General features: G+C 72.5%; 21 protein-coding genes and 2 tRNA genes. 19 read left to right on the forward strand and 4 right to left on the reverse strand.

What is annotated here, in order from left to right; genetic code table 11:
- Positions 1 to 5 precede the first annotated feature (5 nt).
- The 12 genes from O7542_RS02490 (at position 6) to O7542_RS02545 (ending at position 15897) form a co-directional block, all read left to right on the forward strand.
- A complete protein-coding gene (locus O7542_RS02490; RefSeq protein ID WP_166456717.1) occupies positions 6 to 1211 on the forward strand; it encodes a Gfo/Idh/MocA family oxidoreductase in 1206 nt (401 codons plus the stop codon).
- A gap of 207 nt (positions 1212 to 1418) precedes the next feature.
- Entirely contained in the window at positions 1419 to 2567 is a 1149-nt protein-coding gene (locus O7542_RS02495) for an inositol-3-phosphate synthase (protein WP_281605622.1), read from the forward strand.
- Positions 2564 to 3472, forward strand: coding sequence for an SCO3242 family prenyltransferase (locus O7542_RS02500; RefSeq protein WP_281605623.1), 909 nt, complete (start codon positions 2564 to 2566; stop codon positions 3470 to 3472). The genes O7542_RS02495 and O7542_RS02500 overlap by 4 nt, the downstream gene beginning before the upstream one ends.
- Positions 3469 to 4344, forward strand: a complete 876-nt coding sequence (locus O7542_RS02505) for a sugar phosphate isomerase/epimerase family protein (RefSeq protein WP_281605624.1) — start codon at positions 3469 to 3471, stop codon at positions 4342 to 4344. Before O7542_RS02500 ends, O7542_RS02505 begins: the two co-directional genes overlap by 4 nt.
- Before the next feature lie 34 nt (positions 4345 to 4378).
- Positions 4379 to 4984: an EboA domain-containing protein gene (locus tag O7542_RS02510; protein WP_210887858.1), complete on the forward strand. Its 606-nt coding sequence runs from the start codon at positions 4379 to 4381 to the stop codon at positions 4982 to 4984.
- A 1-nt stretch (position 4985) separates the two neighbouring features.
- A complete protein-coding gene (locus O7542_RS02515; protein ID WP_104115026.1) occupies positions 4986 to 5837 on the forward strand; it encodes a TatD family hydrolase in 852 nt (283 codons plus the stop codon).
- The gene (gene eboE / locus O7542_RS02520) at positions 5837 to 7024 is read left to right on the forward strand and encodes a metabolite traffic protein EboE (RefSeq protein ID WP_281605625.1); all 1188 of its coding nucleotides are present in this window, start codon (positions 5837 to 5839) and stop codon (positions 7022 to 7024) included. The genes O7542_RS02515 and eboE overlap by 1 nt, the downstream gene beginning before the upstream one ends.
- Positions 7025 to 7082: 58 nt before the next feature.
- The gene (locus O7542_RS02525; RefSeq protein WP_281605626.1) at positions 7083 to 8477 is read left to right on the forward strand and encodes a nucleotide pyrophosphatase/phosphodiesterase family protein; all 1395 of its coding nucleotides are present in this window, start codon (positions 7083 to 7085) and stop codon (positions 8475 to 8477) included.
- Entirely contained in the window at positions 8474 to 9541 is a 1068-nt protein-coding gene (locus O7542_RS02530) for a polyprenyl synthetase family protein (RefSeq protein WP_281605627.1), read from the forward strand. Before O7542_RS02525 ends, O7542_RS02530 begins: the two co-directional genes overlap by 4 nt.
- Positions 9542 to 9763: 222 nt before the next feature.
- Positions 9764 to 12598 (forward strand): RICIN domain-containing protein, encoded by a 2835-nt coding sequence (locus O7542_RS02535; protein ID WP_281605628.1) that lies wholly within the window; start codon positions 9764 to 9766, stop codon positions 12596 to 12598.
- Positions 12599 to 12618: 20 nt separating this feature from the next.
- Positions 12619 to 14715: a ThuA domain-containing protein gene (locus O7542_RS02540; protein WP_281605629.1), complete on the forward strand. Its 2097-nt coding sequence runs from the start codon at positions 12619 to 12621 to the stop codon at positions 14713 to 14715.
- A 174-nt stretch (positions 14716 to 14889) separates the two neighbouring features.
- Positions 14890 to 15897 carry a sugar phosphate isomerase/epimerase family protein gene (locus O7542_RS02545; protein WP_281605630.1) on the forward strand — a complete coding sequence of 336 codons (1008 nt, stop codon included), beginning with the start codon at positions 14890 to 14892 and terminating at the stop codon, positions 15895 to 15897.
- Between the two features lie 109 nt (positions 15898 to 16006).
- Here O7542_RS02545 and O7542_RS02550 read toward each other — a convergent pair whose 3' ends face one another.
- A complete protein-coding gene (locus O7542_RS02550; protein ID WP_281605631.1) occupies positions 16007 to 17191 on the reverse strand; it encodes an ROK family transcriptional regulator in 1185 nt (394 codons plus the stop codon).
- Positions 17192 to 17287: 96 nt separating this feature from the next.
- On the reverse strand, positions 17288 to 17683 hold the full coding sequence (locus tag O7542_RS02555; RefSeq protein ID WP_030503967.1) for a hypothetical protein: 396 nt from the start codon (positions 17681 to 17683) through the stop codon (positions 17288 to 17290).
- A 268-nt stretch (positions 17684 to 17951) separates the two neighbouring features.
- Between O7542_RS02555 and O7542_RS02560 the strand changes: the two genes are divergently transcribed.
- From O7542_RS02560 to O7542_RS02575, 4 genes are all read left to right on the forward strand, one after another.
- Positions 17952 to 18024: transfer RNA gene (locus tag O7542_RS02560), tRNA-Asn, on the forward strand.
- A 174-nt stretch (positions 18025 to 18198) separates the two neighbouring features.
- Entirely contained in the window at positions 18199 to 20334 is a 2136-nt protein-coding gene (locus tag O7542_RS02565; RefSeq protein ID WP_113972651.1) for an MMPL family transporter, read from the forward strand.
- Positions 20327 to 21562: an FAD-dependent oxidoreductase gene (locus O7542_RS02570; RefSeq protein WP_064448176.1), complete on the forward strand. Its 1236-nt coding sequence runs from the start codon at positions 20327 to 20329 to the stop codon at positions 21560 to 21562. Before O7542_RS02565 ends, O7542_RS02570 begins: the two co-directional genes overlap by 8 nt.
- A gap of 125 nt (positions 21563 to 21687) precedes the next feature.
- Positions 21688 to 21764, forward strand: a tRNA-Ile gene (locus O7542_RS02575).
- Between the two features lie 302 nt (positions 21765 to 22066).
- Here O7542_RS02575 and O7542_RS02580 read toward each other — a convergent pair.
- Positions 22067 to 22606 (reverse strand): ATP-binding protein, encoded by a 540-nt coding sequence (locus O7542_RS02580; RefSeq protein WP_069088881.1) that lies wholly within the window; start codon positions 22604 to 22606, stop codon positions 22067 to 22069.
- A gap of 593 nt (positions 22607 to 23199) precedes the next feature.
- Here O7542_RS02580 and O7542_RS02585 point away from each other — a divergent pair.
- Positions 23200 to 23541, forward strand: a complete 342-nt coding sequence (locus tag O7542_RS02585; RefSeq protein WP_281606440.1) for a hypothetical protein — start codon at positions 23200 to 23202, stop codon at positions 23539 to 23541.
- Positions 23542 to 23767: 226 nt separating this feature from the next.
- Here the strand turns inward: O7542_RS02585 and O7542_RS02590 are convergent, their stop codons facing one another.
- Positions 23768 to 24475: a DUF899 family protein gene (locus O7542_RS02590; protein ID WP_209962865.1), complete on the reverse strand. Its 708-nt coding sequence runs from the start codon at positions 24473 to 24475 to the stop codon at positions 23768 to 23770.
- Between the two features lie 144 nt (positions 24476 to 24619).
- Here O7542_RS02590 and O7542_RS02595 point away from each other — a divergent pair, with 144 nt between their 5' ends.
- Positions 24620 to 25540: an RNA polymerase subunit sigma-70 gene (locus O7542_RS02595; RefSeq protein ID WP_281605632.1), complete on the forward strand. Its 921-nt coding sequence runs from the start codon at positions 24620 to 24622 to the stop codon at positions 25538 to 25540.
- Positions 25541 to 26447: 907 nt separating this feature from the next.
- Positions 26448 to 26843 (forward strand): hypothetical protein, encoded by a 396-nt coding sequence (locus tag O7542_RS02600; RefSeq protein ID WP_064448191.1) that lies wholly within the window; start codon positions 26448 to 26450, stop codon positions 26841 to 26843.
- The last annotated feature ends 1 nt before the right edge of the window (position 26844 follow it).

The raw sequence follows: 26844 nt of genomic DNA on the forward strand, positions 1-26844 counted from the left end.
CCACCTTGTCCAGTCACGACAGCATCCTGCGGGTCGGCATGGTCGGCTACGCGTTCATGGGCGCCGCGCACTCCCAGGCGTGGCGCACCGTGAACCGGGTGTTCGACCTGCCGTCCCGGGTACGGATGGCGCTCGTCTGCGGCCGGGACGAGCCGAAGGTGGCCGAGGCCGCCGACCGGCTCGGCTGGGACGGCTACACCACCGACTGGCGGCGGCTCGTCGAGTCCGACGAGATCGACGTGGTCGACATCTGCACGCCGGGGGACAGCCACCGCGAGATCGCGCTCGCCGCGCTCGCCGCGGGCAAGCACGTGCTGTGCGAGAAGCCGCTGGCGAACAGCGTCGCCGAGGCCCGCGAGATGACCGGGGCCGCGGCCCGGGCCCGCGAGTCCGGGGTACGCGCGATGTGCGGCTTCAACTACCGGCGGGTGCCCGCTGTCGCCCTGATGCGGCAGCTGGTGGCCGACGGGCGGATCGGCGAGATCCGGCACGTCCGGGCGGTCTACCTCCAGGACTGGATCGTCGACCCGCAGTTCCCGCTGGTGTGGCGGTTGCAGAAGGACAGGGCGGGCTCCGGCGCGCTCGGCGACATCGGCGCGCACATCATCGACCTGACCCAGTACGTGACAGGTCAGCTCATCAGCGGGGTCAGCGCGCTGACCGAGACGTTCGTCCGCCAGCGGCCACTCGTCGCCGGGTCGAGCGGCCTGGCCGCGCAGGCCGACGGCAACGGCAGCGCCATGGGCCAGGTGACAGTGGACGACGCGGCGGTGTTCGTGGCCCGGCTCGACGGGGGAGCGCTCGCCACGTACGAGGCGACCCGGTTCGCCACCGGCCGCAAGAACGCCCTGCGCGTCGAGATCAACGGCTCGCGCGGCAGCGTCGTGTTCGACCTGGAACGCCTCAACGAGCTGGAGTTCCTGGACGCCACCCGGCCCGCCGCCGAGCAGGGCTTCAGCCGGATCCTGGTGACCGAGCCGGACCACCCGTACCTGGGTGCGTGGTGGCCGCCCGGCCACATCATCGGCTACGAGCACTCCTTCACCCACCAGGCGCGCGACTTCGTCGAGGCGGTCGCCACCGGCGCCGACCCGGCCCCGTCGTTCGCCGACGCGCTGCAGGTCCAGCTCGTGCTCGACGCGGTGACCCGCTCGGCCGAGCGGGCCGCCTGGACGGAGGTGGAGCCCGCGCTGGCCGAAGCTTCCGCCTGATCCGAGGCGGGCCAGGCCCGCCCGACACTCACCGGCGCCGGCCGGCGAGGGCCCGCCCGCGGTTGCGCCCCGCGGCGGGGACGAGGCCGGCTCCGGGGAGCGTGCCGCCGGTGTCCGCCGGCACGACCAGCACGGCCCTCCGGTGCGGCCGGACCGGGATTCCCCGGCCGCACCGGTGGACCGGCCTTACCTGGGGAGGTAGCGCGAATGCGTACGGGTGTGTGGCTGGTGGGCGCGCGCGGCTCGGTCGCCACCACAGCCGTGGTCGGCGGGCTGGCCCTGCGGGCCGGGCTCACCGCGCCGACCGGATGCGTGACCGAGCTGCCCGACCTGCGCGGGCCCGCCCTGCCGGGCTTCGCCGATCTCGTCTTCGGCGGCCACGACGTGGTCGCCACCCCGCTGACCAAACGCGCCGAGGCGCTCGCCGCCGCAGGCGTGCTGCCCGCCCGGCTGGCCGACGCCGTCGCGCCGGACCTGGCCACCGTCGAGGCGGCGCTGCGGCCCGCTCCGGCCGACGGAGACCAGGGCGAACGGATCGCCGCCGTGGTGCGCGACCTGACCGAGTTCCGGTCCCGGCACGGACTGGACCGGGTGGTCGTGGTGAACGTCGCCGCCACCGAACCGGCGCCCGCACCGCACCCGGCCCACAGCGACCTGGCCACGCTGCGCGACGCGCTGACCGGCCCGGCCGACGTGCTGCCGCCCAGCTCCGCCTACGCGTACGCGGCGTTCACCGCCGGCTGCCCGTACGTGGACTTCACCCCGTCGACCGGCGCCCGCCTGCCGGCCCTGGCCGCGCTCGCCGCCGAACGCGGGCTGCCGTACGCCGGGCACGACGGCAAGACCGGCGAGACGCTGCTCAAGTCGGTGCTCGCGCCGATGTTCGCGATGCGGCACCTGGCCGTGCGCTCCTGGTCCGGCACGAACCTGCTCGGCGGCGGCGACGGCGCCACGCTCGCCGACCCGGCCGCCAACGCCGCCAAGGTCGGCAGCAAGCAGCGGGTGCTCGCCGAGACGCTGGGCTACCTGCCCCAGGGTGGCACCCGGATCGAGTACGTCGAGGAACTGGGCGACTTCAAGACCGCCTGGGACCTGATCACGTTCGCCGGTTTCCTCGGCACCGGCATGCGGATGGAGTTCACCTGGCACGGCTGCGACTCGGCGCTCGCCGCGCCGCTCGTGCTGGACCTGGCCCGGCTCACCGCCGCCGCGCACGCCGCCGGCCGCCACGGCCCGCTGACCGAACTGGCGTTCTTCTTCAAGGACCCGCTCGGCGCGACCGGCCACGCGCTCGGCGAGCAGTGGACGGTGCTGCGGGACTTCGCCGCCGACCTGCACGCCCGGGCGACGTCGTGACCCGCCTGGCCGACCTGGCCGAACTGGTCCGGGCGCCGGCCGCGCTCTCCGTACCCGGGGACGTGCTGTCCGGCGCCGCCGCGGCCGGGGCGCTGGACCGCCGGACGCCCGCCCTGGCCGGCGCGTCGGTGCTGCTCTACTGGGCCGGGATGGCCGCCAACGACTGGGCGGACCGGCGGCTGGACGCGGTCGAACGGCCGGAGCGGCCGATCCCGTCCGGGCGGGTGCGCCCGTCCGTGGCGCTCGGCGTCGCGTCCGGCCTCACCGCCGCCGGGCTCGCGGTCGCCACCGCCGCCGGGGGCCGCCGGGCGGCGGCGGTCGCGCTGCCACTCGCGGCCACGATCTGGGGGTACGACCTGCGCGCGAAGAACACCGCCGCCGGCCCGGCGGTGATGGCCGCGTGCCGAGGGCTGGACGTGCTGCTCGGCGCGTCCGGCGGCCGGGTGGTCCGGGCGCTGCCCGCAGCGCTGACCGTCGCCGCGCACACCTGGACGGTGACCGCGCTGTCCCGCCGCGAGGTGACCGGCGCGGACCGGCGTCTGCCGGGTCTCACGCTGGCCGGCACCGCGCTGATCGCGTTCACCACCCCGGCCCGGCCCACCGTGTTAAGCGGGGCCCCCTCCTCTACCGGATGCGTTAAGAGGGGGCCCTTCCTTCGGCTCGGGGAGCTGGTGCCGGCGGTGCTCGCGGCCGGGTACGCCGTCCGGTACGGCCGGGCGCAGGCCCGGGTACTCGCCGATCCGTCACCGGCCCGGGTGCGCGCCGCCGTCGGGGCCGGGATCACCGGGCTGCCCGCCTTGCAGGGTTCGCTCACCGCCCGCGCCGGGGCGCGGCTGCTCGGCCTCGCCGTGGCCGGCGCCGCCCCGCTCGGCCGCCGCCTGGCCCGACTGATCTCCCCGACATGACCGCCGCCGACCCGCTGCCCGGCCCGGGCGCGCTGCGTTTCGGGTACGGCACCAACGGCTTCGCCAACCACCGCCTCGGTGACGCGCTCGCCGTTCTCGCCGACCTCGGCTACCAGGGCGTCGCGCTCACCCTGGACCACGACCACCTGGACCCGTTCGCCCCCGGCCTGGTCCGCCGGGTGGCCGCCGTGCGCCGCCGGCTGGACGCGCTCGGGCTGGCGGTGGTGGTCGAGACCGGCGCCCGCTACCTGCTCGACCCCTGGCACAAGCACGCGCCGACGCTGCTGCACGACGACCCGGCCCGGCGGGTGGAGTTCCTGCGCCGGGCCGTGCGGATCGGCGCCGACCTGGGCGCGGAGGCGGTCTCCTTCTGGGCCGGCGTACGCCCGCCCGGCGTACCGCCCGACGTCGCCGCCGACCGCCTCGTAGCGGGCTGCGCGGTGGTCTGCGCCGAGGCGGCGGAGGCGGGCGTGCCGCTGGGCTTCGAACCGGAGCCGGGCATGTTCGTCGAGGACGTCGCCGGGTGGCGGCGGCTGCGCGAGGCGCTCGGCGCGCCGCCCGGCTTCGGCATCACGCTCGACATCGGGCACTGCCGGTGCCTGGAGCCGCTGCCGGTGCCGCGGTGCGTGTCCGAGGTCGCCGCGCACCTGGTCAACGTGCAGATCGACGACATGCGCCGAGGCGTGCACGAACACCTGGAGTTCGGCGCCGGCGAGATCGACTTCCCGCCGGTGCTGCGTGCCCTGGCCGACGCCGGCTACCGCGGGCTGGTGGCGGTGGAGCTGCCCCGGCACTCGCACGCGGCACCGGCCGTCGCCGCCCGCTCACTGGACTTCCTGCGCGCCGCCGCCTCGCGCGGCGAGGGGCGGTGACCCACCACCTTCCACCCGGCAGAGGGGAGACGGCATGACACCCGACCGACTGCGCGCCGCGCTTCGGGGCGTACCCGATCCGCAGTGGCTGGACGCGGCGCTGCGCCGCGTCGCGACCGAACCCACGGCGATCGAACGGTTCTTCGCCACCGCCGCCCGGCGGTGCGGTCGCGGGCCGCTGCCCGACCCGCCCGGCTGGACGGCCGACGAGGCGGCCCGCGCGCTGCTGCTGACCACGCTGCCGAACGGCCACGCCGCCGCGGCCGAGACGCTCTACCGGCAGGGCGACGCCGCCGAGAAACGCGCCGTGCTGCGCGCGCTGCCGCTGCTGCCCATCGGCGCGGAGTGCGTGCCGCTGCTGCACGACGCGATCCGCACAAACGACACCCGGCTGGTCGCCGCCGCGCTCGGCCCGTACGCCCGGCACCTGGAGCAGCCGGTCTGGCGGCAGGCGGTGCTCAAGTGCGTGTTCACCGGCGTGCCCCTGGCGGTGGTCGACGACCTGCCGGAGCGGGCCGACGGCGAGCTGGCCCGGATGCTCGCCGCGTACGCCGCCGAGCGGCACGCCGCCGGCCGGACCATGCCCGACGACGCGGCCGACCTGCTGCGCCGGCTGACCATCCCCACCCCGGAGGCGTGACATGCGCATCTTCGACCCGCACATCCACATGACGTCCCGCACCACCGACGACTACGAGCGGATGGCCGCCGCCGGGGTCCGCGCGCTGGTCGAACCGGCGTTCTGGCTGGGCCAGCCGCGCACCAGCGTGGACAGCTTCGTGGACTACTTCGACTCGCTGATCGGCTGGGAGCCGTTCCGGGCCGGGCAGTTCGGCATCCGGCACCACGCCACAGTGGCGCTGAACCCGAAGGAGGCGAACGACCCGCGCTGCCGCCCGGTGCTCGACCTGCTGCCCCGCTACCTGGACAAGGACGGCGTGGTGGCCGTCGGCGAGATCGGCTACGACGCGATGACGCCGGCCGAGGACGCCGCGCTGGCCGGGCAGCTCGCCCTGGCCGTCGCGTACGACCTGCCCGCGCTGGTGCATACGCCGCACCGGGACAAGGCACGCGGCGTACGGCGCACGCTCGACGTGGTCGCCGAGTCGGACATCGCGCCGGAACGGGTGCTCGTCGACCACCTCAACGAGGTGACTGTGGGGCTGGTCCGGGACACCGGCTGCTGGCTGGGCTTCTCCATCTACCCGGAGACGAAGATGTCGCCGCCGCGCATGGTCGAGCTGCTGAAGCGGTACGGGACCGAGCGGATGCTGGTCAACTCGGCCGCCGACTGGGGGCGGTCGGACCCGCTGCTGACCCGGGCCACCGGGGAAGCGATGCAGCTGGCCGGGTTCAGCGCCGACGACGTGGACCGGGTGCTGTGGCGCAACCCGGTCGAGTTCTACGGCCAGTCCGGCCGGCTCGACCTGACCGCCCTGGAGGCGAGCGACCCCACCTTCGCCGGCAACTCGATCCTGCGCGGAGGCGAATGATGCGGCTGCGCCACGCCGACGGCACGACCGTCCATCTCGGCTACTGCACGAACGTCCACCCGGCCGAGGACCTGCCCGGCATCGTCGCCCAGCTCGACACGTACGCGGTAGCGGTGCGCCGGGCGCTCGGCGCCGACCTGCTCGGGCTCGGGCTCTGGCTGGCCGCGCCGGTGGCCGCCGCGCTCGCCGCCGACCCGGCGGCCCGCCGCCGGCTGCGTCACGAGCTGACGGTACGGGGCCTGGAGGTGGTCACGCTCAACGGCTTCCCGTACGCCGCGTTCCAGGCCCCGGTGGTCAAGGGCGCGGTGTACCACCCGGACTGGACCACGCCGCAGCGCTCGGCGTACACGCTGGACCTGGCCCGGGTGCTGGCCGACCTGCTGCCCGACGACGCGGTCCACGGGTCGGTCTCGACGCTGCCGCTGGCCTGGCGTACGCCGTGGGACACCGCGCGCGCCGCGACCGCCCGGCGCCGGCTCGACGCGCTGGCCGACGGGCTGGCCGCGGTGCAGCGGGAGACCGGCCGGGTGATCCGGGTCGGCTTCGAGCCGGAACCCGGCTGCCTGGTGGAGTCGACGGGACAAGCACGCGAGGTATTCTCAGCCATGGATACCGACCGGCTCGGGATCTGCCTGGACCTCGCACACCTGGCGTGCGCCTGGGAGCAGCCGGCGGATGCCCTGGCCGGGCTGCGTGCCGCCGGTCTCCCCGTGGTGAAGGTCCAGGTGTCCGCCGCCGTCGAGGCGCCCGATCCGGTCGGGGCGGGCGCGGCGTTGCGCCGCTTCGTCGAACCGAGGTTCCTGCACCAGACCCGCGCCGCCGGTTGCGCCGGCGCCGCCGATCCGGCCGACCCGGCGTACGCGGCCGACGACCTCGACGCCGCGCTCGACGCGCGGCTGCCCGGTGCCTGGCGGGTGCACTACCACGTGCCGCTGCACGCCCCGCCCGAGCCGCCGCTGCGCTCCACGGTGCCGGTGCTGCGGGAGGCGCTCGCCGCGCTGTTCGCCGGTCCGGCCGCCGGCTGCGACCACCTCGACGTCGAGACGTACACCTGGGGGGTGCTGCCGGAGGCGCGGCGGCCGCGCGGCGACGCGGAGCTGGCCGCCGGCATCGCCGCCGAGCTGGCCTTCGCCCGCGACGAGCTGACCGCGCTCGGGCTGGCGCCGACGGCGGTGATGTCCTCGTGAGCGCGAGGAGTGAGCCGGTCCTGCGAGCCCCGCAGTCGCGAACGAAGGCCGGCACCGCATGAGCCGGCGGCTGGTGGTGCTCGACGTGGTCGGGCTGACCCCGCGGCTGCTGGCGCACATGCCCCGGCTGCGCGCGGTGGCCGAGGCCGGGTTCGCCGCCGAGCTGGGCACCGTGCTGCCGGCGGTGACCTGCTCGGCGCAGTCCACGTTCCTCACCGGCGAGCTGCCCGCCGGGCACGGCGTGGTGGGCAACGGCTGGTACTTCCGCGACCTGGGCGAGGTGCTGCTCTGGCGGCAGCACAACGCGCTGGTCGGCGGCGAGAAGGTGTGGCAGGCGGCCCGCCGCGTCGAGCCGGGCTACCGGGTCGCGAACGTCTGCTGGTGGTACGCGATGGGCGCGGACGTGGACTGGACCGTCACGCCGCGCCCGGTCTACCACGCCGACGGGCGCAAGGAGCCGGACTGCTGGACCGACCCGCCGCGGCTGCGGGACACGCTCACCGACGCGCTCGGCACGTTCCCGCTGTTCAGCTACTGGGGCCCGGGCGCGGGGCTGCCGTCCTCGGCGTGGATCAGCCGGGCCGCGCAGCGGATCCTGGCCGACCACGCCCCCGACCTGACCCTTGTCTACCTGCCGCATCTGGACTACGACCTGCAACGCTTCGGTCCGTCCGGGCCGGAGGCCGCCGCCGCGGCGGCGGAGCTGGACACCGTGCTCGGCCCGCTGCTGGACGCGGCCCGTGATCGGGACGCTACTGTGGTGGCGTTGTCCGAGTACGGCATCACCGACGTGTCCCGCCCGGTGGACGTGAACCGGCTGCTGCGCGCCGAAGGATTGCTGCGGGTCTACACCCAGGCCGGGATGGAATACCTCGACCCGTGGACGTCACGGGCGTTCGCGGTGGCCGACCACCAGGTGGCGCACGTCTACGTCCGGGATCCGGCGGACGTGCCGGCGGTGGCGAAGCTCTGCGCGGCGCTGCCCGGCGTGGCCGAGGTGCTGGACGCCGCCGGGCAGGGCGGGTACGGCCTGGACCATCCCCGCTCGGGCGAGTTGGTGCTGGTGGCCGAGCCGGACTCCTGGTTCACCTACTACTACTGGCTGGACGACGCGCGGGCACCCGACTTCGCGCGGCTGGTGGAGATCCACCGTAAGCCGGGCTACGACCCGGCCGAGCTGTTCTTCGATCCGGCCGCTCCGGGCGCGGCGAAACGTCGTGCGGCGGTGGCGCTGGCGCGCAAGAAGCTCGGTCTGCGCTATCTGACGAACGTGGTCGGGCTGGACGCCGGGGCGCGGGCGGTGCGTGGTTCGCACGGGCGCCTGCCGGCCGATCCGGCGGACGGCCCGGTGCTGCTCTGCTCCGACCCGGCCGCGATCCGGCCCCGGGTGGAGGCGACCGATGTGAAGGCGTTGTTGCTGGAACTCGCCGGATTGGCCTGGGAGGCACCATGACCGTGACCGTCGCACCGACCGACCCGGCCCTGCTTCGGGGCCGTTTCGACGCCGAGCTCGCCGCGTTCCTGGACGCGAGAGGGCCGGGTCGGCCGGACGACGGTACGGGGACTGTTCACTCCGCTTTGCGCCGGTTCGTGCTGGCGGGCGGGAAGCGGCTGCGACCGCTGTTCTGCTACTGGGGCTGGCGGGGCTTCGGCGGCCCGGACGAGCGGCCGATCGTGGTGGCCGCGGCGTCGCTGGAGCTGTTCCACGCGTTCGCGCTGATCCACGACGACATCGTGGACCGCAGTGACCGCCGCCGGGGAGGGCCCACGCTGCACCGCTTCTTCGCCGACCTGCACGAGCGGTCCGGCTGGCGCGGCGACCCGGCGGCGTACGGCCGGCAGGCGGCGGTGCTCTGCGGGGACCTCTGCGCCACCTGGTCGGCGCAGATGTTCCACGGCTGCGGGTTGCCGCCCGAGCGGCTGCGCGGCGGGCAGGTCCTGCTGGCCCGGATGCGCTCGGAGGTGATCGCGGGGGAGTACCTGGACGTGGTCGCGGCGGCCGGGGACGGTTCGGTGGCGAGCGCGCTCGCCGTGGTGCGGCTGAAGACGGCCCGTTACACGGTGACCCGTCCGGTGCAGATCGGCGCCGCGCTGGCCGGCGCGACGCCGGCGGAGGTGGCGGCGCTGGCCGGGTTCGGCGATCCGCTCGGGGACGCGTTCCAGCTCCGCGACGACGTCCTCGGCGTCTTCGGCGATCCGGCGGTGACCGGAAAGTCCAATCTGGACGACCTGCGCGAGGGCAAGCCGACGGTGCTGCTGGCGCTGGCCCGGGCGTCCGCCTCCCCGGCCGGGGTGGCCCGGCTGCGCGAGCTGGTCGGCGATCCGGCGCTGGATCAGGCGGGCGCCGCCGAGGTGCGGGGCATCGTCGAGGAGTCCGGCGCCCGGGAGGCGGTGGAGCGGATGATCCGTACCCGGGCCGACGCGGCAGTGGTCGCGCTGGACGCGGTGGGGCTCGCGGAGCCGGCCCGGCGGGTGCTCGCCGCGCTCGTGGAGCGGGCTGTCGACCGCCGCGAGTGACACCTACTTTTGTCGCGTGGCGGCGAAAGTGTAAGCCGATCGATCAGAAGCTATGGACAGGCTGATCGAAAGGTTTTAATGTCGTGCACAGTACCTAGCTGACCCGACGAGGCGATCCGCCCCCGTACCGCCCGCCTCGCCGAGGCGCAGCATCCCCCGCTCGGCATCCGGCGCGACGCGCGCCCGGTCCTGGCTGCGCGCGTCAGGAAGGGACAGCACAGCATGTCCAGCCACCACCACCCCCGTGCCCGACGACCGTTCGCCGCTGCCGCAGCGCTGCTGCTCGCGGCCACCGCCGGCACCGTCACAGCGGCCGCGGCGCCCGTCCCGGCGTCCGCCCACCCGATCACGGCGAGCGACTTCCAGCAGGTCGAACTCGCCCGCGGCGTCGCCGAGACCGGCGAACCGATGTCCCTGGCGGTGCTGCCCGACCGGTCGGTCCTGCACACCGCCCGCAACGGCACGCTGCGCCGCACCGACGCGGCCGGCGCCACCACAGTCATCGGCACCCTGCCGGTCTACACCCACGACGAGGAGGGGCTCCAGGGCGTCGGCGTCGACCCCGGCTTCGCCTCCAACCGGCACATCTACCTCTACTACGCGCCGCCGCTGTCCACCCCCGCCGGCGACGCGCCCGCCACCGGCACCGACTTCTCCGCCTGGCAGGGCGTCAACCGGCTGTCCCGGTTCACGCTCAACGCCGACTTCACGCTCAACCAGGCCAGCAAGGTCGACGTGCTCGACGTACCGGCCGACCGGGGGCTGTGCTGCCACGTCGGCGGTGACATCGACTTCGACGCCGCCGGCAACCTCTACCTGTCCACCGGCGACGACACCAACCCGTTCGACTCGGCCGGATACGCGCCGATCGACGAGCGCACCAACCGCAACCCCGGGTACGACGCGCAGCGCAGCGCCGGCAACACCAACGACCTGCGGGGCAAGATCCTGCGGATCAAGGTGAACGCCAACGGCACGTACTCGATCCCGGCCGGCAACCTCTTCGCGCCCGGCACCGCGCGGACCCGCCCGGAGATCTACGCGATGGGCTTCCGCAACCCGTTCCGGATCAGCGTCGACAAGGCCACCGGCATCGTCTACGTGGGCGACTACGGGCCGGACGCCGGCACCACCACCGCGCGCGGCCCGTCCGGGCAGGTCGAGTTCAACCGGGTCACCGGGCCCGGCAACTACGGCTGGCCGTACTGCACCGGCACCAACACGGCCGCCGAGACGTACGCCGAATGGGACTTCGCCACCGGCGCCGCCGGCCCGAAGTTCAACTGCACGGGCGGGCCGACGAACAACTCGTTCCGCAACACCGGCCTGACCACGCTGCCGGCGGCGAAGCCGTCCTGGATCCGCTACGCCGGTGACGCGGGCAGCCCGCCCGAGTTCGGCGGCGGCTCCGAGTCGCCGATGGGCGGTCCGGTCTACCGGTACGACGCGGCGAACCCGTCCACCACCAAGTTCCCGCAGTCGTTCGACGGGCAGTTCTTCGCCACCGAGTTCGGCCGGGGCTGGATCAAGCCGATCCACGTCAACGCGGACGGCTCACCCGGCACCATCGACAGCTTCCCGTGGACCGGCAAGCAGGTGATGGACTCCGCGTTCGGCCCGGACGGGGCGTACTACGTGCTCGACTACGGCACCGGCTACTTCAACGGCGACGCCAACTCGGCGCTGTACCGCTTCGACTACCTGGGCGGCGCCAACCGCGCCCCGGTGGCCCGCGCCGCCGCCGACCGGACCTCCGGCGCCGCGCCGCTCGCGGTGGCCTTCTCCTCGGCCGGCTCGTCCGACCCGGAGGGCGGCGCGCTGACGTACGCCTGGACGTTCGGCGACGGCGGCACCTCCACCGCGGCGAACCCCTCGCACACCTACACCGCCAACGGCAGGTACACCGCCACGCTCACCGTGCGCGACCCGCAGGGCGCCACCGGCACCGCCAGCGTGACGATCACCGTCGGCAACACCGCCCCGACTGTGGTCATCGAGACACCCGGCAACGGCAAGCTGTTCTCCTTCGGCGACACCGTGCCGTTCCGGATCACCGTCACCGACCCGGAGGACGCGACCATCGACTGCACGAAGGTCAAGATGACTTACGTGCTCGGCCACGACCAGCACGGCCACCAGATCACCTCGGCGACCGGCTGCACCGGCTCGATCGCCGTACCCGTCGACGGTGAGCACGACGACGCGGCGAACATCTTCGCGGTCTTCGACGCCGAGTACACCGACTCCGGCGGCCTCACCACGCACACCCAGCACACGCTCCAGCCCCGGCACCGGCAGGCCGAGCACTTCAAGACCTCGTCCGGAATCAACACGTTCGACAAGGCCACCGCCGAGGGCGGCAAGACCGTCGGCGACATCCACAACGGGGACTGGATCGCGTTCCAGCCGTACCTGCTCGCCGACGCCACCGGGTTCACCGCCCGGGTGTCGTCCGCCGGGGCCGGCGGCACGCTCCAGGTACGGGCCGGCTCGGCCACCGGCGCCGTGCTCGGCTCGGCCACCGTCCCGGTCACCGGCGCCTGGGACACGTTCACCACAGTCACCGGCACGATCGCCAATCCGCCGGCCGGCACCACCACGCTCTATCTGACGTTCGCCGGTGGCACCGGGGCGCTCTACGACCTGGACGCGTTCACGCTCACCACGTCGGCTGTGCGCACCGGCCCGGTGAAGGGCCTGGCCGGCAAGTGCCTGGACGTGCGCAACGCCGCCACCGCCGACGGCACCCAGATCCAGCTCTACACCTGCAACGGCACGACGGCGCAGTCGTGGACCGTGACGCCGAACGCCACGGTGAAGGCGCTCGGCAAGTGCCTGGACGTGTCCGGCGGGGCCAGCGCGGACGGCACGAAGATCCAGCTCTACGCGTGCAACGGCACCGGCGCGCAGAACTGGTCCGCGCAGGCCGACGGGACGCTGCGCAACCCGCAGTCGGGCAAGTGCCTGGACGTGTCCGGCAACAACTCGGCCGACGGCACGGCGGTGCACCTGTGGACCTGCACGGGTGCGGCCAACCAGAAGTGGACGCTGCCGTGAGGTGGGAAGGAAGAACGCCGATGAGACTCCTCCGTATCGCGCTGGTCGCGGTGACCGCCGTGGCCGCCACCAGCGCCGGCACCCCGGCGAGCGCCGCCGACGCCCCCTACGACGTGCTCGTCTTCTCCAAGACCGCCGGCTTCCGCCACGACTCCATCGCGGTCGGCACGCAGGCCGTGCGGGAGCTTGGCGCGGCGAACAACTTCACCGTCACCGCGACCGAGGACGCCGCCCAGTTCACCACCGCCAACCTGGCCCGTTTCGAGGCGGTGATCTTCCTCAACACCACCGGGGACGTCCTGAACGCCACCCAGCAGTCGGCGTTCGAGGCGTACATCGGCGCCGGGGGCGGGTACGTCGGCGTGCACTCCGCCGCCGACACCGAGTACGACTGGCCGTTCTACGGCAACCTCGTCGGCGCGTGGTTCGCGTCCCACCCGGCCATCCAGCCGGCCACCGTCAAGGTGGAGGACCGGGCGCACGCGGCCACCGCGCACCTGCCGCAGCAGTGGAACCGCACCGACGAGTGGTACGACTACCGCTCCAACGCCCGCTCCACCGCGCACGTCCTGGCCAGTCTCGACGAGTCCTCGTACTCGGGAGGCTCGATGGGCGGCGACCACCCGCACGCCTGGTGCAAGACGTACAGCGGTGGCCGGTCCTTCTACACCGGCGGCGGCCACACCCAGGCCTCCTACGCCGACGCGGCGTTCCGCAACCACCTGCTCGGCGGCATCCGCTACGCGGCCGGGCGCACGAAGGCCGACTGCCGGCCGGAGACCGGCTACACCGCGCTCTACAACGGCGGCACCACCGGCTGGTCGCAGGCCGGGCCGGGCAGCTTCACCAACACCGACGCCACGCTCACCTCGGTCGGCGGCATGGGCCTGTACTGGTACAGCGCGAAGCAGTTCACCAACTACTCGCTGAAGCTGGACTGGCGGCTGGCCGGTGACGACAACTCGGGCGTGTTCGTCGGCTTCCCGCCGTCGAGCGACCCGAACTCGGCGGTGGACAACGGCTACGAGATCCAGATCGACCCCACCGACGCCGCCGACCGGACCACCGGCGCGATCTACGGCTTCAAGTCCGCCGACCTGGCGGCCCGGGACGCGGCGCTGAACCCGGCGGGGGAGTGGAACACCTACGAGATCCTGGTCGAAGGGGAACGGCTGCAGGTGTTCCTCAACGGCGTACGCATCAACGACTTCACAAACACCGATCCGGTGCGGTCGCTCGCCGGGCACGTCGGCATCCAGAACCACGGCACCGGCGACGACGTGTCGTTCCGCAACATCCGGATCAAGGAACTGGGCGGGACGCCGCCGCCGACCGGCAACACCACGGTCCAGGCCGAGGCGTTCGGTTCGGCCAGCGGCGTCAGCGCGTACCCCAAGGCCGGCGCCAACGGCGGCCAGACCCTGGGGTACGTGGATCCGGGCGACTGGGCCGCGTACCCGGGGCTGGACCTGACCGGTGTGACGTCGCTGCGCGCCCGGGTGGTCTCCGGCGGGCCCGGCGGCACGCTCCAGGTGCGGACCGGCTCGCCGACCGGGCCGGTGCTCGGCCAGGTGGCGGTGCCGAACACCGGCAGCTGGACCACGTTCGCCGACGTGTCCACCGCGCTCACCGGCGTGCCCTCCGGTACGCAGACCGTGCACCTGACGTTCGCCGGCAGCGGCACCGGCCTGTTCGACGTGGACGACTTCACGCTGGTCCGCGGCACCGCAAGCGGCGGCACCGGCCCGATCAAGGGGCTGGCCGGCAAGTGCCTGGACGTGCGGAACGCCTCGTCGGCCGACGGCACCCAGATCCAGCTCTACACCTGCAACGGCTCGACGGCGCAGACGTGGACGGTGACGCCGAACGGGCCGGTGAAGGCGCTGGGCAAGTGCCTGGACGTCTCCGGCGGCGGCAACGCGAACGGCACGAAGATCCAGTTGTGGTCGTGCAACGGCACCGGCGCGCAGACCTGGTCGGCGCAGGCGGACGGGACGCTGCGCAACCCGTCGTCGGGCAAGTGCCTGGACGTGTCCGGCAACAACTCGGCCGACGGCACGGCGGTGCACCTGTGGACGTGCACGGGCGCGGCGAACCAGCGCTGGACCCTGCCCTGAGGTAGGCCATAGAGTGGAGGCGGCGACCGCGAGGTGGCCGGTGACCCGGCGGGAGGCGCAACCCGCCCGGGAGGCAGACGCTCCGGCGTCCACCGGTGCCCTCAGGCCGCCGCCTCCGGTCGTCCTCGCCCCGGTCCGCGACGGAATCCCCCATCACCACAGGGGAGAAGGACAATGGCGCGACCCATCACGCTCTTCACCGGCCAGTGGGCCGACCTTCCGTTCGACGAGGTCTGCCGGCTCGCCGCCGAGTGGGGCTACGACGGGCTGGAGATCGCCTGCTGGGGCGACCACTTCGAGGTGGACAAGGCGCTCGCCGACGACTCGTACGTCGAGCGCAAGCGGGCCACCCTGGCCAAGCACAACCTTCAGGTGTTCGCCATCTCCAACCACCTGGTCGGGCAGGCCGTCTGCGACCACCCGATCGACGAGCGGCACCAGGACATCCTGCCGGCCCGGATCTGGGGCGACGGCGAGCCGGAAGGGGTGCGGCAGCGGGCCGCCGAGGAGATCAAGGACACCGCGCGGGCGGCGGCGAAACTCGGCGTACGCACCGTCGTCGGCTTCACCGGCTCGTCCATCTGGCACACGGTGGCCATGTTCCCGCCGGTGCCACCGGCCATGATCGAGCGCGGCTACCAGGACTTCGCCGACAGGTGGAACCCGATCCTGGACGTGTTCGACGAGGTGGGCGTGCAGTTCGCGCACGAGGTGCACCCCAGCGAGATCGCGTACGACTACTGGACCACCAAGCGGACGCTGGAGGCGATCGGGCACCGGGAGGCGTTCGGGCTCAACTGGGACCCGTCGCACTTCGTCTGGCAGGAGCTGGACCCGGTGAACTTCATCTTCGACTTCGCCGACCGGATCTACCACGTCGACTGCAAGGACGCGAAGGTCCGTACCGGGGACGGGCGGCGTGGCCGGCTCTCCTCCCACCTGCCCTGGGCCGACCTGCGGCGCGGCTGGGACTTCGTCTCCACCGGCCACGGTGACGTGCCGTGGGAAGACTGCTTCCGGGCGCTGAACGCGATCGGCTACGACGGCCCGATCTCGGTCGAGTGGGAGGACGCCGGCATGGACCGCCTGGTCGGCGCGCCGGAGGCGCTCCAGTTCGTCCGCCGCCTGGCCTTCGACGCCCCGAGCGCCGCCTTCGACGCCGCCTTCAGCAGCCGCGACTGACCCTCCTCCTGCGCTCGCGATCTTGCACTTGCGGCCCACGTGATGCCGCTTATGCCCGTTTCGGGAGGGCCGCAAGTGCAAGATCGACGGGGTGAGGTGAGGGCGGGGGTCAGCGGGCGGCGTAGGTCTGGGTGCTGACCAGGTGGGCCGCGCCGATCAGGGCGGCGGTGTCGCCGAGGTCGGACAGGACGATCGGCAGGCTGCCGGTGGCCAGCGGCGTGGAGCGCCGGTAGACCACGCCCCGGATCTCGGCGAGCAGGACCGGCCCGATCCCGGCCGGCGCGCCCCCGATGATGACGATGGCCGGGTTGACGAAGCTGACCAGCCCGACCAGCACCTGCCCGAGCCGGCGGGCGGCGTCGCGGACGATGGTCTGCGCCGCCGGGTCGCCCTCGGTGGCCGCCGCCGCCACGTCGTCCACCGCCAGCGTCCCGGCCGTGGCCAGCCGGTCCGCGAGCACCGTCGAGCGCCCGGCCCGCGCGGCCGTCACCGCCTCCCGCACCAGCGCGGCATCCCCGCAGTACGCCTCGACGCACCCGTTGTTGCCGCAGCCGCAGAGCGGCCCGTCCTCGCTGAGCTGGAGGTGGCCGATGTCGCCGGCCCCGCTGGCCGCGCCCCGGTAGAGCGAGCCGGCGAGCACCAGCCCGCAGCCGACCGCGTCGCCCAGCTTGACGGCGAGGAAGTCGTCGAACGGGCGGCCGGTGCCGGCGTGCCGTTCACCGAGGGCCATCGCGTTGGCGTCGTTGTCGACCTGCACCGGGCAGCCCAGCTCGGCGGCGAGCGTGTCGCGTACCGGGAAGCGGTGCCAGCCGGGCAGGGCCGGCGGGGAGACCGGCGTGCCGTCGCGGACCTCGACCGGCGCGGGCAGCGCGACACCGACGCCGGTCAGCGACGTCAGCCCCGCCTCGACGCGCAGCTTGCCGAGCAGCTCGACCATGCGTCCGACCACCACGTCCGGGCCGAGCCGGACGTCCACCGGCTCGTCGTGCCGGGCCAGCGGGTTCAGCTCGCCGTCGGTGAGCGCGACCCGTAGCGTGCCGCCGCCGACGAGCACCGCGCCGAACCGGACCTGCGCGCCGATGCGCAGCAGCGACGACCGTCGCCCGCCCCGCGAGGCTGCCGGGCCGGCGCTCTCCACCAGGCCCAGCGCGGTCAACCGGTCCACCTCGGCGGCGAACCGGGCCCGCGGCAGGCCGAGGAGGTCGGTCAGCTCGACCCGGGACCGCGGGCCGTCGTCGCGCAGCAGGCGCAGCAGCCGCGCCTGATCCGCCGTTTCCGGTCCGACCATCGGCATGTGGTCACCTCCCCACGGAGAATGTGCCACATCGGCGCCCGAGCACACGGGAGCGGGCCGGTCACCCGGAGGTGACCGGCCCGCTGTCCGCTTGCGTCAGAGCGTGTTGCCGGTGGACGGCTTGGTGCTCGTGCCGGTCGTGGTCGAGCCGGACGCGCTGGTCGAACTGGTCGAGCCCGTGCCGTTGGCGCTGCGGCTGCCGACCGCGGCCGGCGTGCCCGCGAACGGCTTGTCGGCCTCGGTCATGCCCGGCTTGCCACCGTTGCCGGTGGCGAGCTTCTCACCCAGCTTGGTCTGCCCCAGCTTGTCCTTGCCCTCGGAGTAGAGCCGGGTCGCCTGGGCCTGCGCGACCCCGGCCGCCTCCTGGACGGTCGGGTGGTCGAGCACCTTGCGCCCCCGGACCACCAGCTCCTCGTACTTCTCCCGGCCGGCACGGGCGCCCAGGACGAATCCCGCAGCCAGCCCGCCAAGAAACATGATCTTTCCGCGCATGGCGGCTCCTTCCGTACCTGACGCTCTTGCCGATTTCCGCCGGCTCGGCGGAACGACCATCTTGCGCCTGCGTTCTCTGTCGACGGCTAACTACCCATCCTGCTCTCCGCTCATGCCTCCCTGTGCCGAGATGACGATTTGTCCGTAATCCTGGCGCGTCCGCCGGTCCGGTCCTCCTCCGGTAACCCCCTGGCGCACAACCCCCCGATGTCCTGTACTCTTGTCCCCGTCGCACGGAGCGGAGAGATCCGATCCGAGCGGTGCACGGTCCCCTGTAGCTCAATTGGCAGAGCAGCCGGCTGTTAACCGGCAGGTTATTGGTTCGAGTCCAATCGGGGGAGCTTCGCTCCACGTCACGCCCGTCGGCCCTGCCGGCGGGCGTTTCCCGTTCCGGCCCCTCGCGTGTCCCGGCTGCCCGGTTTCCGCCCGCGAGTCGTCACTCGCCCGGCAGGATGGTCGGCGTCGACCTAGACTCCCGCTGCGTCGATTGTTGCGTCGATTCGAGGACGGTGGAGATGGCCGCAGGACGCAGCCGCTGGACCGCGACGCTGATCGCGGTAGCCGTGGTGCTCGGCTGGCTGATCATCGGCGGCGTCGCCGGGCCGTACTCGGGCAAGCTCGGCGAGGTCTCCACCAACGACAACGCCTCCTTCCTGCCGGCCGACGCCGAGGCCACCCGCGCGCAGGACCTGGCCGCCGGATTCGTCGACCGGGAGACCACGCCGGCGCTCGTGGTCTACGAACGCGCCGGCGGCCTCACCCCGGCCGACCAGCAACGGATCCAGGCCGACGCGGCCCGCTTCGCCGACGTACCGGGCGTGGTCGGCCCGCTGCCGCCACCGGTCGTCAGCCAGGACCGGCAGGCCGCCCAGGTGATCGTGCCGATCGACAGCGGCGAGGGCGAACAGATCCGCGCGGTGGTGGAACGCCTGCGCGACATCGCCGGCCCGGACCGCGACGGGCTCACCGTCGACGTCGCCGGACCCGCCGGGCTGCTCGGCGACCTGATCGAGGTGTTCGGCGCGATCGACGGCCCGCTGCTGCTCGTCACCCTCACCGTGGTCCTGGTCATCCTCCTCGTCGTCTACCGCAGCCCGGTGCTGTGGATCTTCCCGCTGCTGGCCGCCGGGATGTCGTACTCGCTGGCGGCCGTCTTCGTCTACCTGCTCGCCGACCACGACATCGTCAAGCTCAACGGGCAGGCGCAGGGCATCCTCACCGTGCTCGTGTTCGGCGCCGGCACCGACTACGCGCTGCTGCTCATCGCCCGCTACCGGGAGGAACTGCACCGGCACGAGCGGCCCTGGGACGCGATGAAGACCGCCTGGAAGGGCGCCGCGCCGGCCATCGTCGCCTCCGGCGCCACAGTCATCGTCAGCCTGCTCTGCCTGCTGCTGTCCAGTCTCAACTCCAACCGGGCGCTCGGCCCGGTCAGCGCCGTCGGCATCGCCGCCACGCTGCTGGTGATGCTCACGTTCCTGCCCGCGCTGCTGGTCCTCGGCGGCAGGTGGGCGTTCTGGCCCCGGCGGCCCCGGCACGACGAGGCCGACCCGCGCGCCGAGCACGGCATCTGGGCGCGGATCGCCGGCTTCGTGGCGCACCGCTCCCGTACGGTCTGGGTCGTCACCGCCGTGGCGCTCGCCGTGCTCGCGATCGGGGTGACCCAGCTCGGCGCCACCACGCTCGGCCAGTCCCAGCTGTTCACCCAGCGCACCGACTCGGTGGCCGGTCAGGAGGTCATCGACAGGCACTTCCCGGCCGGCACCGGCAGCCCCGCCACCATCTTCACCACCCAGGACACCGCGCGGCAGGTCGCCCAGGTGGCGCAGGGCGTACCGGGAGTCGCCTCGGTGCTGCCACTCGGCCAGCGCGGCGAGAACGCGCCGCCCGACCCGAACGCGCCCCCCAAGGTGGTCGACGGGCGGGTGCAGCTCAACGTCACGCTCGCCGACGCGCCGGACAGCAACGGCGCCGAGCGGACCATCCGCGACCTGCGCGAGGCGGTGCACCGGGTGCCCGGCGCGGACGCCGTGGTCGGCGGCTTCACCGCGATCAACGTGGACACCGCCGACGCCTCCGTCCGCGACCGCAACGTGATCATCCCGGTGGTGCTGCTGGTCATCGCGGTCATCCTGGCCGTGCTGCTGCGCGCCCTGGTCGCCCCGGTGCTGCTGATCGCCACGGTGGTGCTGTCGTTCCTGGCCACGCTCGGCCTCTGCGCGCTGCTGTTCAAGTACGTGTTCGACTTCCCCGGCGTCGACCAGTCGTTCCCGCTGTTCGCGTTCGTCTTCCTGGTCGCGCTCGGCATCGACTACAACATCTTCCTGATGAGCCGGGTCCGGGAGGAATCGGTACGCCGCGGCACCCGCGCCGGTGTGCTCGTCGGCCTGGCCGTCACCGGCGGCGTGATCACCTCCGCCGGTATCGTGCTCGCCGCCACGTTCTCCGCGCTCGCCGTACTGCCGCTCGTCGTGCTCGTCGAGCTGGGCGTGGCCGTCGCCGTCGGCGTCCTGCTCGACACCATAGTGGTCCGCTCGCTGCTGGTGCCCGCGCTCGCGTACGACATCGGGCCGAAGGTCTGGTGGCCGGGCCGGTTGTCGCGGTCGCACCGCGAGGGCGACCGGGCCGGCGCGGGGGTGGACCGTGCCTGACACCGACGTGGTGGTCGTCGGCGGCGGCCTGGCCGGTCTCGCCGCCGCGCGGCGGCTGCACCGGGCCGGCGTGCCCTGGCGGCTGCTGGAGGCGAGCGACCGGCTCGGCGGGCGGGTCGCCACCGACCGCGTCGACGGGTTCCTGCTGGACCGCGGCTTCCAGGTGCTGAACACCGCGTACCCACGGCTGGCCGGCCTGGTCGACGTCGGCGCCCTCGGAATAGGCTGGTTCACACCCGGCGTCCTGGTGCGCCGCGGCGACCGGCTGGAACGACTCGTCAACCCGCTGCGCGAGCCCGCCGGCGCGCCCGCCACGCTCACCGCCGGCATCGGGACACTGACCGACCGGCTGCGCTTCGGCGCGCTCGCCGCCGGCTACGCGACGCTGCCGGTCGGGCGGCTGCTCAACACACCCGAGACCAGCGCCGAGAAGGCGCTGCGCCGGGCCGGGCTCTCCGACACGATCATCGAGGAACTGCTCCGGCCGTTCCTGTCCGGCGTGCTGCTCGACCGCGAGCTGGCCACCTCCAGCCACGTCCTCGCGGTCATCATGCGCTCCTTCGCCCGGGGCCGCATCGGCCTGCCCGCGGACGGCATGGCGGCGCTGCCCCGGGCGCTCGCCGCGCCGCTGCCCGCCGAGCTGATCGACCTGAACACCCCGGTCACCGAGGTCGCGCCCGGCCGCGTCCGCACCCCGTCCGGCGAGATCACCTGCCGCGCCGTCGTGGTCGCGGCCGACCCGCCGGCGGCGGCCACGCTGCTGCCCGGGCTGCCGAGGGTACGCATGCACGCCTACACCACCTACTACCACCGCACCGGCACGGCGCCACTGGACGAGCCGATCCTGCTGCTCGACGGCGACCGGCGGGAAACGATCGCCAACACGGTGGTGGTGAGCCGGGCCGCGCCCACGTACGCCCCGGATGGCCAGCACCTGGTCGCCACCTCGGTGGTCGGCCCGCAGACCCCACCCGAACCGGTGATCCGCCGCGAACTGGACCGCCTCTACGGCCGCTCCACCGCCGACTGGACCCACCTCACCACCATCACCGTGCCGGACGCGCTGCCCGCCGCCCCGCCGCCGCAGGGCCGCCTGCGCAAGCCGGTCGCGCTGGGCGGCGGCCTGTACGTGGCCGGGGACCACCGGGACAGCCCGTCCATCCAGGGCGCGCTCGCCAGCGGCTGGCGCACGGTCGGCGCCGTCATCGCCGATCTCCGGCGCGCGTAGAGCCGTTGGCCGGTGGGTTGCGCGTTGTTATCCTCGCGTAGCCCATCGTGCTGTCGCGGTAGTCTTTCCGCCCGGCCGGTGGTGGTCCGCGAAACGATCGGCGGGTTACGATCCGGCGCGGTGACGGGGCGGTAGCTCAGCCGGTTAGAGCAGGGGACTCATAATCCCTCGGTCGCGGGTTCGAACCCCGCCCGCCCCACCAAGCCGTTTCTCCAGCTCAGCCATGGTGCCGACGGCTCGGGTGCACTGCGTCGAGGTCATGGCCGCCTTCACATTGGCCCCTCCGCCACCGCGACACTGGCCGCCGTTGTGCCGCAGCTCGTGCGGCGTCCGGTTCGCAAGCTCGATCGACGCCGAAGCCCGGTCGAAGACCCGGCGACGGAAGTTGTTGTTACGCAACACCTCGCCCGTTGGGGATGTGAACACCAGCTCGTCACCGGGGCACATCAGTGGGCGTCGGGACGTGCGGTCTGCCGATGGGTGGTTGGTTCGGAATCCTTGGTGTCAGGGGACCGACGGAGGCCAGCGATGCCTGCGCCAGTCCTCCCACGTCGCGAATTCTGCCGGCGGGCAGTCGACGGGTTCACTGCCGTCGAGTTCCCCTTCGGTCGGGATGCTGATGAGGGCAGCCCACCTGTCGAGTTCCTCGTCGGACATGTGCCACGTCGTGTGCGGCTCTTCGGCTTGGCGTTGGTCGAGTCGTCTCCGTTGCTCGGCCGGTGGGAGTTCGAAGTAGCGCATCTCCACCGCCGCGCCGAGGTCGGCAGCTGCCTGCCGTAGCGCGGAGCGCTCATCTCGACCCCAGAGGCCGAAGTCGATGACGACGTTGATGCCGAGATTGAGGGCGCGCAGCCCAATCTCGATGAGCCGTCCTTCGATCACGTCCGAGGCCGACGGCGGGTTCGCGAGGCCGTACAGGGCCTTTACCCACTCGTCCTTCGTGAGGCGAAGAGCCTGCTCCTCGACTTCTATGCGCCGCGCTTCTGTGGTCTTCCCGGTGCCTGGCAGTCCTACCGTCAGGAACAGAGTCGGTCGTGTCGTCATCGTTTCCCCATCTGAACGGTCGCGCCATCATCGCTGACGCTCGCTCATGCCGCGACCAGCGCGTAGGTGTCGCCGATCAGTTGGCGGACGGGTGTCGCGCATCAGCCGACGGAAGACAAGAGTTCTACACCGCGAACTGCCGAATTGGCCTCTTTAGGATCAAGGCGGCCTGCTGGCGGCGCAAGCGCCGGCATCGGCCGGGCCGGCCGGCCACGCTGACGGGGCCTACCAAGGGCTTGAAGGGCTGTGAGGCGGGACGATCGGCGTAGGCGTCGCTCCCAGTTGAGGTTGGGGCGATCGGCTGCCGCGCAGCGGAACTGCTTGCCCCCGGCCTCTCGTAGGTCGCCGAATGCGGTTTGACGACGATGAGGGCCAGGGCGTGAACCGTCCCCGGGTGCCCGATCCTCTACGCCACCCGCCCGGCGTCAAGGGCGCTGCGCGTCGGTATGCCGATGGCCTACAGCCATCCTTGACCCCAACCGGGCACCGCAGTTTTTGGCACCTATCCGGGGGACGGGGGCAGACTGGCGGCTATCCGTCGAGGATCTGGACGGTCTGCGACGGCATCTTGATCCAGAGGGGCAGCCTTGGATGTGAACCGCGACGAATCAACGGTGACCGTCCCACTTGACCGGGCGATCGAGGTAGCTCGCTTCCTTGAGTGCCTCACCCGCTCGATTGACCGGATCGGTTCAAGGATGGCAGGCGGCCATGCAGACGCCGGGACCGTCGACCGCTTCATCGACGAGTGGCTGATCGGCCCTCAAGCGTCTCGGGCGCGAAGGGTCCTATGGGATGCCATCAGTCAGGTGATCGGTGAGGAGGCGGTGGAGGGAATCGCTGAAGCAGTGCCCAGATTCACGGACGCCTCACCTGATGAGGTGGGACGGCTTCGACAGGAGCTGTCGGCGTGGCAGAAGGCGCTCGATGGGTAGCCGCCTCTTGCGGGACGAGAGGCTTGCGGGCAGTTCGCACCCAGTCCGCAAGAGGCCGACCGCCGCTGGGGGAGTGGTGAGAGATATCGAGAGGTGTTTCCGCTGGTGAGAGCCCATTCAGGCAGGTCGCTGGGTCGCCCATCTTGATCTCATGATTCCCTCGGTGGCGGGGTCGAACCCCGCCCGCCCCACCAGCCGTTTTCCCAGCTCAACTACGATCAGGACGTCATCGCGGTGCAACGCCGGGGCGCGACCATTGCGCGGTGGGGCGGCCGTCGAGACGCCACGGGTGCCCGGTGACCCGCGGCCAGCCTTCAGGCGAGTTCTCCCAGTTCTCCTGCCGGCCGTACACCGTGAGATCCAGAGCGTGGTAGGTGGTCATCAACGCCTCCACGCCCCGCCCGGTGGTCCAGTAGGTCTCGTAGACCTTGTCGCCGTCGCGCAGGTAGCACGCGATGAACCCGAAGTGACGACCGTCGGCCAGAGCCGGGTCGGAGTCCTTCGCCGAATACCAGGGGAACCGGTAGCCCATGAACTCCGCGAACGGGGCGCTTTCGTCGTAGGGACCCTCGCAGAAGACGGCGTAGGTGACGTCCCGAGCATGCAGGTAGTCCAGCGTCTGCATGTGACAGGTCGAGAAGGTGCACCCCTCACACTGATCCTCGTACGGATTGCCGTCGTGCCACATATGGAAGTAGGCGATGAGCATCCGGCGGCCCTCGAACACCTCCACCAGTGGGGTGTCCCCGCCCGGGCCCCGCACCGTCACCGTCGGCATCAAGGTCATCGGTAGCTGACGACGAGCGGCTGCGATCGCGTCTCCTTCGCGGGTGTGGGCCTTCTCCCGTACGAGCAGTTCGTCGCGCTTGCGCAGCCAGGTCTCCCGGTCGACGACCGGGGGCGCGGCGGCGCTGGACGCGGGGGTTGCCGTCATGGCTGTCTCCTTCGTGGAGTGGGGATCGGTCACAGGTACAGACGACCGAGTCTGCGAGTGTCATCGGTGACCGATGACCGATGACGGATGCGGTCCGCGGTCGTCAGTACGGTTGTGAGCACCATTCAGCCCCGGGGAAATCACATGCCCGACTCGCCTGACGAGCAGGCGATCTGGCTGCGGCGCGCCTTCGACGAGCACCGGCGTGAGCTACACGTCCACTGCTACCGCCTCGCCGGGAACGTCACCGACGCGGACGACCTGGTGCAGGAGACCTTCCTGCGTGCCTGGCGGGCTCGCGACCGCTTCGAGGGCCGGGCGTCGGCGCGTACCTGGTTGTATCGGATCGCCACGAACGTCTTCCTCGACAGCCGCAAGGCGGCCGGTCGACGGGCGGTGCCGTACGGTGATCCGCTGGAGTGGTCCACCGAGCTCGGTCCCTATCCCGATGCCCTGCTGGCCGACGATCCGCAGGCCGGTCTCGCCGCTCGGGAGACCGTCGAGCTGGCCGTGATCGCGGCGCTCATGTACCTGCCGCCGCGGCAGCGGGCGGCCTTCGTGCTGCGCGACGTCCACGGCTGGACGCCGCAGGAGATCGCCGTCGCGCTCGACACCGCCGTAGCGGCCGTCAACAGCCTCCTCCAGCGGGCCCGCCACACCCTCCGGGGGCGCGCTCCGTCGGACCCGAAGGAATGGCGCCGCCCGCAGCTCACCAGTGAGGACGAAGAGATCCTGCGCCGCTACGCCGACGCGAAGGACCCGGAGACGATACGGGAACTGCTCGCCGAGGACGTACGGATCACGATGCCGCCCGAGCCGCCGGTCGTCGGGATCGACGCGGCCGCGGAGTTCCTCGGCCGACCGCTCGACTGGCGTACGTTCCCCACCTCGGCCAACGGGCGCCCGGCACTGATCAACTATCTCCGCCGGCCCGGCAGCCGGCACTACGAGGCGTTGGTCGTCGACGTACTCCGGATCGAGAACGGGAAGATCGTAGAAAGCAACGCCTTCATCGGTGCCCGTCACGTCGCCGCCTTCGGCATGCCCACCACGCTCGAGGCCTAGACAAGTAAGCCTCAAGCTCAGGATTCCTACGAACTCGGCGGCGTGGTTCCGTCGCAGGGGACACCGACACCTAGTTGTACGTGCGCCGTCTGCCCCCGCGACGTGATGGTGAGCAGTAGGCAGGCCGGCCGCGCAACCCAGGTGCCGCCGACGAAGGCCAGCCACTGAGGTCGGTCATCGACAGGTGCGCAGGCGCGCACGTGGGCGCTCACGGCCGGCACCACTGACGAGCCCCATCCGAGACGCGCCTTGTCCTCCCAGCCGGCTGCCACCCGAAGGTCGACCACTGCGCCGCCGCGTACGACCAAGCCCCATTTGGCGAACAGTCGGGCTGCCGGGTCCGGTTGCCCCGATTCCGCTACTTGAAGCACCGGCCGGGCAGGTACCGCGACGTCCTCTCCCACGAGCCGATAACCCGCCGGCGGTTCCGTGATCGTATCGACCGATTTGGTGCACGACTCCTGCCCGGCGCCCACGTCAGCTGACGGGGTCGCGCTGGGGTCGGTGCCCAGAGACGCAGTTGGCGCGGGTGGTCTGGCCTCACCCTGGCCGGTACCGCTTGAGGACGTACAAGCTGCCGGCGCCGCCATCAGGAAGATGCTGAGCGCCCACCACACCATGCGGCTGGTCCTTCTCACGCGCGTCACCTCCTGAACGGCGAGGCCATCACCGGTAAGGGCACGACTCGTGAAGCGTCACCGTACCCGAGGGCGGGTGCGTTCGATGCCGCCCATCTGAGCCTGCGGCAGCCCGACCAGCTAGACGCGGGCCAGTTCCGCGATGTGCGGACCCACCGCGGAGATGAGCTGAGGCGAGGAATGGTTGGCGGCATCACCGCCTACGCTGCCGGGATGAAGGCGGAAGCGGCGCCGGCCATGCCGACGGCGGACATCGACAGGAGACGGGCGTGAGCAGGCGAAAGGTCTTGCTTGTGGCCGTCGGCCTACTGATCGCGCTGCTGCCGTGTGCCCTGGCCTGGAGGTCACTGTGGCCGGTCCGCATCGACGCTCTGTGCGGCGTTTTCCAGTCCCGGCAGGGTGGGGTCGTCAAGATCGAGCCAGACCGTTCCTTCACGGTCTCTGCGGCCGTGTTCGGTCCGAACGACACGGTTTCCGGGAGCGGCCAGCTGCGCCCGGGTGACCTGGCAGCGGACGGCCATCTAATCCTGACGATGAAGGATGCCAAGGTAAGCCTTGAGCTGGATACGCGGCGCAGTTGGCGAGGGAATGTGAGCCTGTGGCACTGGGCCGACGACCCGGACACCGGGGAACGCGAGACCTTCGTCCAGAAGTCTGCCTGCTAGT

The sequence above is a fragment of the Micromonospora sp. WMMC264 genome (assembly GCF_027497275.1).
Taxonomy (GTDB): Bacteria; Actinomycetota; Actinomycetes; order Mycobacteriales; family Micromonosporaceae; genus Micromonospora; species Micromonospora chalcea.

Bases quoted from the DNA above. Each gene is read 5' to 3' on its own strand.
- O7542_RS02565 (WP_113972651.1), top strand. From the start codon at position 18,199: ATGGCCGCAGGACGCAGCCGCTGGACCGCGACGCTGATCGCGGTAGCC.
- O7542_RS02495 (WP_281605622.1), top strand. From the start codon at position 1,419: ATGCGTACGGGTGTGTGGCTGGTGGGCGCGCGCGGCTCGGTCGCCACC.
- eboE (WP_281605625.1), top strand. From the start codon at position 5,837: ATGCGGCTGCGCCACGCCGACGGCACGACCGTCCATCTCGGCTACTGC.
- O7542_RS02525 (WP_281605626.1), top strand. From the start codon at position 7,083: ATGAGCCGGCGGCTGGTGGTGCTCGACGTGGTCGGGCTGACCCCGCGG.
- O7542_RS02580 (WP_069088881.1), bottom strand. From the start codon at position 22,606: ATGACGACACGACCGACTCTGTTCCTGACGGTAGGACTGCCAGGCACC.
- O7542_RS02555 (WP_030503967.1), bottom strand. From the start codon at position 17,683: ATGCGCGGAAAGATCATGTTTCTTGGCGGGCTGGCTGCGGGATTCGTC.
- O7542_RS02550 (WP_281605631.1), bottom strand. From the start codon at position 17,191: ATGCCGATGGTCGGACCGGAAACGGCGGATCAGGCGCGGCTGCTGCGC.
- O7542_RS02535 (WP_281605628.1), top strand. From the start codon at position 9,764: ATGTCCAGCCACCACCACCCCCGTGCCCGACGACCGTTCGCCGCTGCC.
- O7542_RS02590 (WP_209962865.1), bottom strand. From the start codon at position 24,475: ATGACGGCAACCCCCGCGTCCAGCGCCGCCGCGCCCCCGGTCGTCGAC.
- O7542_RS02510 (WP_210887858.1), top strand. From the start codon at position 4,379: ATGACACCCGACCGACTGCGCGCCGCGCTTCGGGGCGTACCCGATCCG.
- O7542_RS02530 (WP_281605627.1), top strand. From the start codon at position 8,474: ATGACCGTGACCGTCGCACCGACCGACCCGGCCCTGCTTCGGGGCCGT.
- O7542_RS02595 (WP_281605632.1), top strand. From the start codon at position 24,620: ATGCCCGACTCGCCTGACGAGCAGGCGATCTGGCTGCGGCGCGCCTTC.
- O7542_RS02505 (WP_281605624.1), top strand. From the start codon at position 3,469: ATGACCGCCGCCGACCCGCTGCCCGGCCCGGGCGCGCTGCGTTTCGGG.
- O7542_RS02515 (WP_104115026.1), top strand. From the start codon at position 4,986: ATGCGCATCTTCGACCCGCACATCCACATGACGTCCCGCACCACCGAC.
- O7542_RS02540 (WP_281605629.1), top strand. From the start codon at position 12,619: ATGAGACTCCTCCGTATCGCGCTGGTCGCGGTGACCGCCGTGGCCGCC.
- O7542_RS02545 (WP_281605630.1), top strand. From the start codon at position 14,890: ATGGCGCGACCCATCACGCTCTTCACCGGCCAGTGGGCCGACCTTCCG.